Source organism: Pseudoflavonifractor sp. An184, from assembly GCF_002160305.1.
GTDB lineage: Bacteria > Bacillota > Clostridia > Oscillospirales > Oscillospiraceae > Lawsonibacter > Lawsonibacter pullicola.
This window is the reverse complement of record NZ_NFKI01000018.1, coordinates 1-13,040: the sequence shown is the minus strand read 5'-3', so window position 1 is coordinate 13,040 and position 13,040 is coordinate 1. Positions and strand designations below refer to the sequence as shown.

The 13,040-nt window shown below is 63.7% G+C and carries 9 protein-coding genes; 2 read left to right on the top strand and 7 right to left on the bottom strand.

The genetic code is table 11. The annotated features are described in order from the left end of the window. Positions 1–732: 732 nt before the first annotated feature. The 3 genes from leuB to leuC form a co-directional block, all read right to left on the bottom strand. Positions 733–1,809 (bottom strand): 3-isopropylmalate dehydrogenase, encoded by a 1,077-nt coding sequence (gene leuB, locus B5F19_RS07825; RefSeq protein ID WP_087289544.1) that lies wholly within the window; start codon positions 1,807–1,809, stop codon positions 733–735. Beyond that, positions 1,806–2,291, bottom strand: coding sequence for a 3-isopropylmalate dehydratase small subunit (locus tag B5F19_RS07820; RefSeq protein ID WP_087289543.1), 486 nt, complete (start codon positions 2,289–2,291; stop codon positions 1,806–1,808). The genes leuB and B5F19_RS07820 overlap by 4 nt, the downstream gene beginning before the upstream one ends. A gap of 143 nt (positions 2,292–2,434) precedes the next feature. Continuing rightward, a complete protein-coding gene (gene leuC, locus B5F19_RS07815) occupies positions 2,435–3,691 on the bottom strand; it encodes a 3-isopropylmalate dehydratase large subunit (RefSeq protein ID WP_087289542.1) in 1,257 nt (418 codons plus the stop codon). Between the two features lie 135 nt (positions 3,692–3,826). On the opposite strand from leuC, the gene B5F19_RS07810 reads away from it, so the two are divergent. Continuing rightward, positions 3,827–4,447 carry a Crp/Fnr family transcriptional regulator gene (locus tag B5F19_RS07810; RefSeq protein WP_242972736.1) on the top strand — a complete coding sequence of 207 codons (621 nt, stop codon included), beginning with the start codon at positions 3,827–3,829 and terminating at the stop codon, positions 4,445–4,447. A gap of 398 nt (positions 4,448–4,845) precedes the next feature. Here the strand turns inward: B5F19_RS07810 and spoIVA are convergent, their stop codons facing one another. Further along, positions 4,846–6,324: a stage IV sporulation protein A gene (gene spoIVA, locus B5F19_RS07805; RefSeq protein ID WP_343219423.1), complete on the bottom strand. Its 1,479-nt coding sequence runs from the start codon at positions 6,322–6,324 to the stop codon at positions 4,846–4,848. A 325-nt stretch (positions 6,325–6,649) separates the two neighbouring features. Here spoIVA and B5F19_RS07800 point away from each other — a divergent pair, with 325 nt between their 5' ends. After that, positions 6,650–9,034, top strand: coding sequence for a phosphoketolase family protein (locus B5F19_RS07800; RefSeq protein WP_242972738.1), 2,385 nt, complete (start codon positions 6,650–6,652; stop codon positions 9,032–9,034). Positions 9,035–9,479: 445 nt separating this feature from the next. Here the strand turns inward: B5F19_RS07800 and xerD are convergent, their stop codons facing one another. The 3 genes from xerD to scfB all read right to left on the bottom strand — a co-directional run bounded on the left by xerD (position 9,480) and on the right by scfB (position 12,767). Further along, complete coding sequence (xerD, locus tag B5F19_RS07795; RefSeq protein WP_087289539.1) at positions 9,480–10,361, bottom strand: site-specific tyrosine recombinase XerD; 882 nt, start codon at positions 10,359–10,361, stop codon at positions 9,480–9,482. A 31-nt stretch (positions 10,362–10,392) separates the two neighbouring features. Further along, entirely contained in the window at positions 10,393–11,013 is a 621-nt protein-coding gene (locus tag B5F19_RS07790) for a hypothetical protein (protein WP_087289538.1), read from the bottom strand. 320 nt (positions 11,014–11,333) lie between these two features. Continuing rightward, on the bottom strand, positions 11,334–12,767 hold the full coding sequence (gene scfB, locus B5F19_RS07785; protein ID WP_087289537.1) for a thioether cross-link-forming SCIFF peptide maturase: 1,434 nt from the start codon (positions 12,765–12,767) through the stop codon (positions 11,334–11,336). Between the last annotated feature and the right edge of the window lie 273 nt (positions 12,768–13,040).

Sequence of the window (13,040 nt, the reverse complement as noted above, 5' to 3'; positions counted from 1 at the left end):
GGGATGGGGGCTGCGGAGGTTATCTCAAGTTTGAGGGGAATTTCGCCGCCATCTCTCCAAAGCCTTCCCCCTTGAAGGGGAAAGGCTTGCGGGCGGGTGAGGACACCCGCCCCTACGGCATATACAGAAACTGTCCCTTCTTTTGTAGGGGCCGGTCCCAGACCGGCCCGCCGATCACGGACCAGCTGTCGCCTGCTCGGCAAAGCCAGGCGCGGCTGTGGAATCGCATCAGCTTCAATTTTTGGAAAGCCAGGGCCTGGTGGCCCGGATGTAATCATGAAAAGCCACTCAGATTTTGCGCGCCGGGAATTCTGCTTTCCGCGACAGGTACGCGTCCCCCGTTATGGGGGTTCTAGGGGGACGGCGAATATGGACACGCAGTGTCCATCCTGAGCCGGCCCCCTGGCGGTTCTTTGGTGACTTTCTGGCCGTCCAGAAAGTCACTCGCCGCCGGAGCGGCGAAATCTCTCCGCATACAACAAACCCAATCCAAAATCTACCTCCCTCATCCGTCTGGCCTAACGGCCAGCCACCTTTCCCTATCCCCTCTGTCGCTTCGCGACATCTCCCCTTGACAAGGGGAGTCGGCCCCCAAGGGGAAGGCTTTGGAGAGGTCCAGCCCTTCGGGCTCCCCTCCCTCTAGAGAGAAGGCTTAACAGAAATTCCACGAAAAAGGGGCGGCCAAGCGGCCGCCCCTTTCAGCAATCAGAATACCTGTAAAGTTATAAATGCTTACAGCGCTTCCCGGATGCGCCGTCCCATCTCCTGGGTGCCGATGGGGGTGACGCCGGGCTCGGCGATGTCGGGGGTGCGCCAGCCCTGGGCCAGGACGGCGTCTACCGCCCTCTCCACCGCGTCGGCCTCGGCGGAGAGGTGGAAGGAGTAGCGGAACATCATGGCCACAGACAAAATCGTGGCGATGGGGTTGGCCTTGTCCTGGCCGGCGATGTCGGGGGCGGAGCCGTGGATGGGCTCATAGAGGCCGGGGGCCGTGTCCCCGATGGAGGCGGAGGGCAGCAGGCCGATGGAGCCGGTGATCATAGAGGCCTCGTCGGAGAGGATGTCCCCGAACATGTTCTCGGTGACCACCACGTCGAACTGGCTGGGGTCCTTCACCAGCTGCATGGCGGCGTTGTCCACCAGCACGTCCTCGTACTGCACATCGCTGTACTCCTCCGCCAGGCGGTGCATGACGGACCGCCACAGGCGGGAGGTCTCCAGCACGTTGGCCTTGTCCACGCTGGACACCTTGTGCCGGCGCAGACGGGCCAGCTCAAAAGCCCGGCGGCCGATGCGCTCGATCTCTTTCTCGGAGTAGGCCATCCGGTCGGCGGCCTCCTCCCCACTGTCCTCGGTCTGATAGCGCTCCCGCTTGCCGAAGTAGATGCCGCCGGTGAGTTCCCGGACCATCATCAGGTCGATGCCCTTCTCCGCCGTCTCCTGCTTCAGGGGGCAGGCGTCGGCCAGGGCGGGCCGCAGAGCGGCGGGGCGCAGGTTGGCGTACAGCCCCAGGTCCTTGCGGATGGACAGCAGGGCGGTCTCGGGGCGCTTCTCCGGGTCGGAGGAGTGGCCCCACTTGGGGCCGCCCACCGCGCCCAGCAGCACCGCGTCGCAGGCCTTGCACTTCTCAGCGGTGCCGTCTGGGTAGGACTTCCCTACCGCGTCGATGGCGCAGCCGCCCATCAAAACATCCTCAAAGGTGAAGGCGTGGCCGAACTTCTCGCCCACCGCCTCCATGACCTTGACGGCCTCCCCCACGACCTCGGGGCCGATGCCGTCGCCGCGGATCAAGGCAATTTTGTAGTTCATTTCGCCACCCCCCGGGCCTTCAGGGAGTTGAGCAGGCCGCCGCTCTTGATGATGCCGTCGATGAACTCGGGGAAGGGCGCGGCCTGCCAGGTCTTGCCCTGGGTGGTATCGGTGATCACGCCGGTAGAGAAGTCCACGTCCACCTGGTCGCCGGCCTGGATCTCCTGGGCGGCCTGGGCGCACTCCACGATGGGGAAGCCGATGTTGATGGCGTTGCGGTAGAAGATGCGGGCGAAGGAGGGGGCGATGACGCATTTCACCCCGCAGGACTTCAGGGCCAGGGGGGCGTGCTCCCGGCTGGAGCCGCAGCCGAAGTTGGGGCCGGCCACCACGATGTCCCCCGCCTCCACCGTGGCGGCGAAGTCGGGGTCGATGTCCTCCATGCAGTGGGAGGCCAGGGCCGCCGGGGACGGGTCGTTCAGGTGCCGGGCGGGGATGATCACGTCAGTGTCCACGTTGGCGCCGTACTTATATACTTTCATTTTAAAATCACAATCCCTTCTGATTTTGAGATAGGAGTGAGGAGATAGGAGATAGGAGTTTCCCTCCCGCTCCGGTCTTCCGTTTTAAATATCTCCTATCTCCTATCTTCTATCTCCTATCTGAGTCTAAAAGGCGCAGCCTTTTAGACTCTCGGGTCGGCTACGCATCCGGCCACGGCGGAGGCGGCGGCCACAGCGGGAGAGGCCAGGATCACTTCGGAGGACACATGTCCCATGCGCCCGACGAAGTTGCGGTTGGTGGTGGAGACGGTGCGCTCCCCCTCGGCCATGACGCCCATGTGTCCGCCCAGGCAGGGCCCGCAGGTGGGGGTGGAGACGGCGCAGCCCGCCTCAATGAAGGTCTGGATGAGACCCTCCTGCATGGCCTGGAGGACGATCTCCTGGGTGGCGGGGATGACGATGCACCGCACGCCGCCGGCCACCTTCTTGCCCTTGAGCACCTGAGCGGCGGCGCGTAAATCGCTGATGCGGCCGTTGGTACAGGAGCCGATGACCACCTGGTTGATGGGCAGGCCGGCCACCTCAGACACCACCTTGGTGTTCTCGGGCAGGTGGGGCATGGCCACGGTGGGCTCCAGCTTGTCCAGGTCGATGACCACCTCACGGGCGTACACCGCGTCGGGGTCGGCCTCGAAGGCCTCGCAGGGACGGTTCACCCGCCCGCTGATGTACTCCATGGTCTTCTCGTCCACGGGGAAGATGCCGTTCTTGCCGCCGGCCTCGATGGCCATGTTGGAGATGGTGAACCGGTCGTCCATGGACAGAGAGGCCACCCCCTCCCCGGTGAACTCCAGGGACTGGTACAGGGCGCCGTCCACCCCGATCTCCCCGATCAGGTGGAGGATCACGTCCTTGCCGGACACCATGGGCTGGAGCTTGCCTTTGAGGGTCACCTTGATGGCGGCGGGCACCTTGAACCACAGAAGGCCAGTGGCCATGGCGGCGGCCATGTCGGTGGAGCCGATGCCGGTGGAGAAGGCCCCAACCGCCCCGTAGGTACAGGTGTGGGAGTCGGCCCCCACGATGATCTCACCGGGGGCGCACAGGCCCTTCTCCGGCAGCAGGGCGTGCTCCACCCCCATCTGGCCCACGTCGAAGAAGTTGGTGATCTCGTGCTTGTGGGCGAAGTTCCGGGCCTGCAGGCACAGCTCGGCGGATTTGATGTCCTTGCAGGGGGTGTAGTGGTCCAGGACAATGGAGATCTTGTCCTTGTCAAACACCTGGGTGAAGCCCGCCTTCTCAAACTCGGTGATGGCCACCGGGGTGGTGATGTCGTTGCCCAGCACCATGTCCACCTTGGCCTCGATGAGCTGGCCCACCTCTACGTGGTCCAGACCGGCGTGCTTGGCCAGAATCTTTTGGGTCATTGTCATTCCCATAGCGAATGATCCCTCCTCATTTTTCTTGGGTACAGTTTAGCAGGACCGGTGGAAAAAGAATGTTACATGTGATACAATTAAAACAATGATGTAGGGGCGGCCTGCGGCCGCCCCTGCGAAAGGAACGGATGAACTTTGGAGAACTTTGAACTTGGCCCCTGGAAGGCTTTTGCCGAGACCCTGCCCGAGGTGCGGTGCTCCCCGGGCCACCTCATTTACTTGCAGAACACCGAGGCCACCTGCTTCTACTATTTAAAGAAGGGCCGGGTGAAGAGCTTCATCCAGTCCGACGGCGGGGCGGAGCGGGTGCTCAACGTGTACCAGGCGGGGAGCCTCTTTGGGGAGGCCTCCTTCTTCGACCAGCTGCCCCGGGTGTCCTCGGCGGTGGCCCTCACCCCCTGCGAGCTGGTGCCCATGGACCGGGGGGTGGTCACCCAGGCGGTGGCCCGGGACCCGGAGCTGGCCATGTCCATGCTCCAGTACCTGGCCCGGACGGTGCGCCTGCTGTCCGAGCAGCTGGACGACATGGCCTTCCGGCCGGCGCCCTGGCGGCTGGCCCGGTTCCTGCTCTCCGGGGCCGACCGGCTCTCCACCGTCCACAGCACCCAGGACGAGATGGCCGCCTCCATCTCCGCCAGCCGGGTGACTGTGAGCCGCACCCTCAACGACTTCGCCCGCCGGGGCTGGATAGAGCTGGGCTACCGGGAGGTGCGCCTGCTGCGGCCGGAGGAATTGCGGGCCCTGTGCCGGACCTGAGCATTTTGGGGAGAGACGCCCGTGCAGAACAATCGTTCCATACAGAGGGACATGCGGGCATAAAATTAGTCTCATAAATTGTGCTGGAATAGAACAAAGGTTCTATCCCAGCGTCAGCTTGTCAAAAAACCTTTGTTGAGATGAATCCGCTCAAGTTGGGGCGGGGGAGCTCGAGGGGGCAGCCGCCCGCCTCGAATGGAATCAAATGCCCCGGAAGCCTTGCTGTGCAAGGATTCCGGTAAGCGAAGCGAGGACTTTTGCGCCGCACAGCGGCGCAAAAGTAACGGCATTTTTACAGGCTGTCAGAAAAGTCCTTGGACTTTTTTGACAGCCTGGTGCTGGGATAGAACAAGAGTTCTATCCCAGCGCTCGTCGTGTTTTGCCGATCCAATCGCGCCCTATAAAATGATGCAGATGAGCCCCCCGGAGCCCTCGTTGATGATCCGCTGGAGGGTCTCCCGCAGCTTCTCCCGGGCGTCCTCGGGCATGCGCTTCACCTTGGCGTTCAGGTCCTCCCCCACCAACTCGTGGAAGGACTTGCCGAAGATGTTGGACTGCCAGATTTTCGCCGTGTCCCCCTCGAACTCCTGGAGCAGGTAGTGGATCATCTCCTCGCTCTGCTTCTCGCTGCCCACGATGGGAGACACCTCGGTCTCGATGTCGGCTCTAATCATGTGGATGGATGGGGCGCTGGCCTTCAGGCGGACCCCGTACCGCCCCCCCTGCTTGACGATCTCCGGTTCCTCCAGCACCAGGGAGTCGATGGAGGGCACCACGATGCCGTAGCCGGTCTCCTCCACCTCCTTCAGGGCGTCGGCCACCTTGTCGTACTTGGCCTTCACCTGGGCAAGCTGGGTGAGCAGGGCCATCAGGTCCCCGTCGTCTCCGATCTGGAAGCCCGACTGCTGGGACAGGGTCTCGTAGAACAGGGACCGGGGCAGCTCCAGCACGGCGGAGGCCAGGCCGGTGCCCAGGTCGATGGCGGTGACCCTTGCCTCGCTCACCTGCTCGCACTCCCGCATGGAGCCCACCGCCCCGTCCACGTCCCGGATGCGGCGCAGCCGGTCCGCCCCCTCCCGGATGGCCTCGTACAGGGCGGCCTTGATGGGGTGCTCCTGGGGCAGGGCGTCCACCCAGGGGGGCAGGAACAGGTCCAGCTCCTTCAGGGGGAACTCGTAGAGCACCTGCTTGAGCAGGTCGTGGATGTCCGCCTCCCCCAGCTCCAGGCAGTTGCAGGCCACGCAGGTCACCTGGTGCCGCTGGGCGATGTCGGAGCGGATGGCCCGGGCCCGGTCGGAATTGGGGTAGGCTGAGTTGAGCACCACCAGGAAGGGCTTGCCCAGCTCTTTCAGTTCGGAGATCACCCGCTCCTCCGCCTCCAGGTAGTTTTCCCGGGGGATGTCGGCAATCGAGCCGTCGGTGGTCACCACAATGGCGATGGTGGAGTGCTCCGAGACCACCTTCCGGGTGCCGATCTCCGCCGCCTCGGACATGGGGATCTCGTGGTCGAACCAGGGGGTGGTCACCATCCGCTCCTCCTCCCCCTCCAGCTGGCCCACCGCCCCGGTGACCATGTACCCCACGCAGTCGATGAGCCGCACCTGGAAGGCCCCGCCCCCCTCCATGGAGACGGTGACCGCCTCCTCGGGGACGAACTTGGGCTCCGCCGTCATGATGGTCCGGCCGGAGCCGCTCTGGGGCAGCTCGTCCCGGGCCCGCTCCCGGCGGTACACGTTTTCAATGTTGGGGATGACCATGGTCTCCATGAACCGCTTGATGAAGGTGGACTTCCCGGTGCGCACCGGCCCCACCACGCCGATGTAGATGTCGCCCTCGGTCCGAAGCGCGATATCCTCGTAGATTTTGCGGTCTTCCACTTGAATTCCTCCTTCGGCCTGTGGGCCGGTCATTTCCGTATACTATATGGGGATAAGCCCTCCGATATGCCTGGCCCTTGGCGGGCGCTTAACCGGCTTTTCTCCCCGCTTCTCCCCGGTCACCCCGGCGCTTTTTTCCATCTCTGCGTCCTTTATCCGGCTTGTAGCATCTTCTGTCTCGCTGTTTTTTCGGACAGGGCCGGACTTGAATTGACATTTTTCGATTTTACGGTATACTTAATGGCAAACGACTACTGCAAGGAGGCACCTACCTATGCCCAAAGCTGCCGACCCGGTCCGGCCCGCCCAGAAGGCCCCGGCCCGGATGTCCAAAAAGGACCCCCTCACCAAGGAGCAGGTCCGGGCCATCGACGCCTGGTGGCGGGCGGCCAACTACCTGTCCGCCTGCCAGCTGTACCTGCTGGACAACCCCCTGCTCCGGGAACCCCTGAAAGAGGAGCACCTGAAACGCACCATCGTGGGCTACTGGGGCACCTGTCCCGGCCAGAACTTCATCTACACCCACCTGAACCGGGCCATCGTCAAATATGACCTGGACATGATCTATCTGTCCGGCCCCGGCCACGGGGGCAACGCCATCGTGGCCCAGGACTACCTGGACGGCTCTTACAGCGAGGTCTACCCCAACATCAGCCGGGACGCGGCGGGCATGAAGCGGCTGTTCCGCCAGTTCGCCTTCCCCGGGGGCATCCCCAGCCACACCGCCCCAGAGACCCCCGGCTCCATCAACGAGGGGGGCGAGCTGGGCTACTCCCTGGCCCACGCCTTCGGGGCGGTGATGGACAACCCGGACCTGATTGCCGCCTGCGTGGTGGGTGACGGGGAGGCGGAGACCGGCCCCCTGGCCGCCGCCTGGCACTCCAACAAGTTTTTGAACCCCATCACCGACGGGGCGGTGCTGCCCATCCTCCACCTGAACGGCTTCAAGATCGGCAACCCCACCATCTTCTCCCGCATCTCCCGGGAGGAGGCCGAGATGTTCTTCAAGGGCTGCGGCTGGGAGCCCCGCTTTGTGGAGGGGGACGAGCCGGAGCAGATGCACCAGAAGATGGCCGCCGCCCTGGACTGGGCGGTACGGGAGATCCAGCGGGTGCAGGAGTACGCCCGTACCACCGGCGACGCCGCCCGGCCCCGGTGGCCCATGATCGTCTTCCGCTCCCCCAAGGGCTGGACCGGCCCCAAGGAGGTGGACGGGCAGCCGGTGGAGGGCAGCTGGCGCTCCCACCAGATCCCCATTCCCGTCCACGACGGCAAGCCCGGCCGCGTCCAGGAGCTGGAGCGGTGGCTGAGGAGCTACCATCCCGAGGAGCTCTTTGACGAGAACGGCGCCCTCATCCCCCAGCTCCAGGCCCTCGCCCCCCAGGGGGACCGGCGCATGGGCGCAAATCCCCACGCCAACGGCGGGCTGCTCCTGCGGGACCTGCGCACCCCCGACTTCCGGGAGTACGCGGTGTCCGTCCCCCGCCCCGGCGCGGTGGACGAGGAGGACGCCGCCGTGCTGGGAAATTATGTGCGGGACCTGCTGCGCCTGAACCAGGAGGCCCGGAATTTCCGGGTGTTCGGCCCCGACGAGACCGCCTCCAACGGCCTGTCCGCCGCCTTCCAGGCCAGCGGCCGCCGGTGGATGGACCCCGCCGACCCCCGCACCGACCAGGACCTCTCCCCCGACGGGCGGGTGATGGACGCCATGCTCTCCGAGCACCTGTGCCAGGGCTGGCTGGAGGGCTATCTGCTCACCGGCCGCCACGGCTTCTTCAACAGCTATGAGGCATTCATCCGCATCGTGGACTCCATGGTGTCCCAGCACGCCAAGTGGCTGAAGGTGTGCAACCAGCTCCCCTGGCGTCAGAAAATCGCCTCCCTCAACTATGTGCTCTCCTCCAACGTGTGGCAGCAGGACCACAACGGGTTCAACAACCAGGACCCGGGCTTCCTGGACCACGTGGCCAACAAGAAGGCGGACGTGGTGCGCCTCTACCTGCCCCCGGACGCCAACTGCCTGCTCTCCTGCTTCGACCACTGCGTGAAGAGCCGCAACTACATCAACGTCATCGTGGCCTCCAAGCACCCCCGGCCCCAGTGGCTCACCATGGACCAGGCGGTGAAGCACTGCACCCAGGGCATCGGCATCTGGCAGTGGGCCTCCAACGACCAGGGGGTGGAGCCCGACGTGGTCATGGCCTGCTGCGGGGACACCCCCACCCTGGAGACCCTGGCCGCCGTCACCATTCTGCGCAAATACCTGCCCGATCTGAAGATCCGGGTGGTGAACGTGGTGGACCTGATGAAGCTCCAGCCCCATACGGAGCACCCCCACGGCCTCACCGACGAGGACTACGACGCCCTGTTCACCCAGGACAAGCCCATCATCTTCGCCTTTCACGGCTACCCCACCCTGGTCCATGAGCTCACCTACCGCCGGCACAACAAAAACCTGCACGTGCGGGGCTATAAGGAGGAGGGCACCATGACCACCCCCTTCGACATGCGGGTGCAGAACAACATCGACCGCTTCAGCCTGGTCATCGACACGGTGAAGCGGCTGCCCCAGCTGGGCAATACCGCCGCCTACGTGCTCCAGGAGATGCGGGACAAGCTGGTGGAACACAAGCAGTACATCACCACCTACGGGCAGGACCTGCCCGAGGTGCGGGAGTGGAAGTGGACGCAGTCCCCTTTGGAGCAATAACCCTTTGGGACCTCGCCGCCTGCGGGCGGCGGGGTCCTTTTTATATAATTTTTGGGGATTTTGCCGCTCTTTCTCTGTGGGGGCGGCCACATGGGGCCACCCCCACTGGTAAAACGGAACATATCAGGGCGGGCGGGTGAGGACACCCGCCCCTACGGCGGTCACAGAAGCCTTCCCTTCTTTTTCGTAGGGGCCGGACACTGGCCGGCCCGCCGCGGCTTAGCACGTCGGGAGGGTCACACCCCAGGGTGGCTTCTCTCAGCCTTCGGCCGATTCACCTTCAGCCCCTCCCCTGCAAATCTCAAGAAGGCTTTCCAGACATGGGTAGGGGAGCCCCTTGGGGCTCCCGCCGGGGCGGCGAAATTCCTTTCTGAAAACAAAACCGCCCCCGGACCAACACGCTGGTCCGAGGGCGGCGTCATTCAAAATATAAGTACAAATCCCCTCAAGCCCGGGGGTGGCTCTTGCGGTACACGTCCTTGATCTTCTGATTGAGAAGCCGGGAGTAGATCTGGGTGGAGGAGATATCCGCGTGGCCCAGCATGGCCTGGATGGAGCGCAGGTCCGCCCCGTTCTCCAGCAGGTGGGCGGCGAAGGAGTGGCGCAGGGTGTGGGGGGTAATGTCCTTCTCGATCCCCGCCTTCTCCTGGTAGAACTTGATGAGCTTCCAAAAACCCTGGCGGCTCATGCGCTCCCCGTTCATGTTCACAAACAGGGCGGTCTCCTCCGGGGACTCCACCAGCTGGGGGCGCACCTGATGCAGGTACTCGTTCAGGGCCCGTACGGCGGTGGAGTACAGGGGGATGATCCGCTCCTTTCCCTTGCTGACACACCGGAGCACTCCGGCGGGCAGGTTCAGGTCGTCCACATCCAGGGCAATGAGCTCGCTGACCCGGATGCCGGTGGCGTACAGCAGCTCCAGCATGGCCCGGTCCCGGCAGCCCTTCAGATCGTTGCTGTCTGGCTGCTCCAGAAACAGCTCCACCTCTTTTCCGGTGAGAATCTGGGGCAGCTTGCGCTCCACCTTGGCGGCCACCACCCCCTTGGCCGGGTTGTGGTCCACGATCCCCAGGGCGATGAGGCAGCTGTAAAAGGATTTGATGGAGGCGATGGAACGGGTCACCGTGGCCGCCGACTTCCCCTTCCGGGTGAGGGAGGCGGCGTAGCGCTCCACATCCTGGGTCAGCACCTCCTCCAGCTCCGTGTCCTGGCTGGACATGGCCGCCTCAAACTGGCGCATGTCCCGCAGGTAGGAGCTGACCGTATTGGCCGACGCCCTCTTTTCAGTTTTCAAATACTCCTCATACAGGTCCAATAGCTCCGACACGCAGACAACTCCTTCTCCCAAACGGAGGCATTTACAACACAAACTGGGCGGCGGCCTTCAGCAGCACCGGGGCCGCCATACACTCCAACGTCACACACACAACAAGGCCCAGCCCATACAGCGCCAGCTTCCCCCAGTAGGCGGAGCCCTGAGGCAGCGGCACCCGGCCGTCCCCCAGCACCCGGCACAGCAGGGCGTACGCCCCCTCCAGGCACTGGCATCCCGCCAGAAACAGCACCGGAGCCCACAGAAGGGCCGGCAGACCAAACAAGAAAAACGCGCTCGCCAATCCCACCGGACCGAAGATCCGGCAGAAGGCGGCCACGGAAAAGGAGAATAGAAATCCGCGCGCCAAAAAAAGGACCGGAATCCCGGCCACCCCCAGCGCGGTGACCCCCAGGATGCACAGCCCGATCAAAAAGCGCCCCTGCTCCCACAGCATGGGCCAGAACCGGGCCTGGATCTCCCCTGCCTGAGCGGCGGAGAGATAGTCCCGCAGAAAGGACTCCAGCTCCTGGGCGGCCTGACCGGCGATCAGACTGACCATCAGGCTGCCCAGCACTCCGCCCAGAACAAAGGAACATCCCAGGGCGGTCAGGGGGCCCAGCTGGCGCAGAGCGGGCCCCAGATGTACACCGTCGCGTCGGTTCATGGCTGTCACCTCATGTTCAGCCTATGAGCCCGCTCCGAAAAATAGAAGCGAAGTCCGCGGCGTTCCCGGCAGGGCTGTTTGCAGCCTTTCTCCAGTCCCGGCGCGTCCTGTGCAGGCGGCTTCTGTTAAAACTATAACGCACCGGCGGCGTTCCCGCAAGTCTTTTCCCGCATTTTCTAAAATTTTTTCCATTCTGCCAATTTTTTATGTAAATTGCGTTATGTCTACTCGTGAAACCAAAGAAACCGCGCCGACCTTGCGACGGCGCGGTTTTGCCGGCTATGTTGTGGTTTTTGAAAAATCAGGGCCCAAAATCTCGATTATTCCGCTTTTTGGCAGTCCTCGCACTGATTACAGTTTGTATAATTACCTTCTGTATTAGGGACCTCCCCCATGCCTGCGGCGATGGCCTTCAGGGCGATGGCGCACTCCAGACGCTTGCGCTCCATTTCGCAGGCCACCTCGTTGGAAAGACTTATGTCACCGTTGACCAGCAGGTTGGAGGCGGAGCAGCCGCCGCTGCAGTAGAACCGGGCCCAGCACTCCCGGCAGGCGGGGCGGGTGTAGATGTTCTGGTTGGCGAACTTGCCGGAGATGTCCATGTTGAAGGAGCCGTCGAACACGTTGCCCATGCGGTACTCCTCCTTCCCCACGAACTGGTGGCAGGGGAAGATGTCCCCGTCGGGGGTGACGGCCACATACTCGCACCCGGCGCCGCAGCCCCGCAGCCGCTTGATGACGCAGGGGCCCTGAGCCAGGTCCACGTTGAAGTGGAAGAAGTTCACGTCCTTCCGGCCCATCAGCTCCCGGGCCAGCTTCTCGTACTCCTCCTCCACCTTGGCCAGGTCCTCCTCCTTGATAGCGAAGGGGTCATCCAGAGGGCCGCTGGCGGGCTCCACCGACACGTGGCGGAAGCCCAGGTCGGCCAGGTGCATCACATCGGCGGCGAAATCCAGGTTCTCCCGGGTGAAGGTGCCCCGGGCGTAGTAGTCCTTGGTGCCCCGTCCGGCCACCAGCTTCTGGAACTTGGGGACGATCACGTCGTAGCTCCCCTTCCCTCCGGCGGTGGGGCGCATGTGGTCGTTGACTTCCTTGCGGCCGTCCAGGGACAGCACCACGTTGGACATTTCCCGGTTGATGTAGTCGATGTTCTCGTCATTGAGCAGCATGCCGTTGGTGGTGATGGTAAAGCGGAACACCTTGTCATGTGCTTTCTCCAGGGAGCGGGCATAGGCCACCGCCTCCTTCACCGTGTCCATGGCCATGAGGGGCTCGCCGCCGAAGAAGTCGATCTCGATGTTCCGGCGCTTGCCCGACTTCTGCACCACCCAGTCGATGGCCTTCTTGGCGGTCTCGGCGTCCATGGTCATCCGGTGGCCGGTGCCGAAGTCGCCGGTGCCGGCGAAGCAGTACCGGCAGCGCAGGTTGCAGTCGTGGGACACGTGGAGGCACAGGGCCTTCACCACCGCCTGACGGGGCAGCTCCATGGCGGCCTCCGGGTCCAGATAGTCGTCGCTGGAGAACAGCAGGCCCTGGTCCTGGAGGGCCCGCAGCTCCTGCCAGGTCTCCTCCAGCTCCGCCGGGTCATACTGGGACAGCGACTCCAGAATGTCCTGGGGGCAGTGCTCGCCCAGCTTCTCCTCCCCCTCCACCCGGGAGAGCAGGTCGTAGCTCATTGGGTCCAGCACGTGGACCGCGCCGCTGTTTACGTCCGCCACCAGGTACTGGCCCAGGGCGGTAAAGGTATGTACCATTCTAAAAGTCCTCTCTCTTTCCTGTTTGGGATGATTGATGATGTTGAGTTTAAAATTGTGTTTGTCCGCTTTGCTCAAGAAGCCTCCTCCCGGGGGGGAAGGTGGCCCGAAGGGCCGGATGAGGGGGCGGATTTCGGATTGCGTTCGTTATACGCAGGGCGGTCTCGCCGCCTGCGGGCGGCGACCTACTTTGCCCATGGCGGCTCGTCGTCGCAAAGTCCACTCCACTCCGTTTCCGCCTAGCGGCGAAAACTGCGTTTGTTCCCTTGCTCC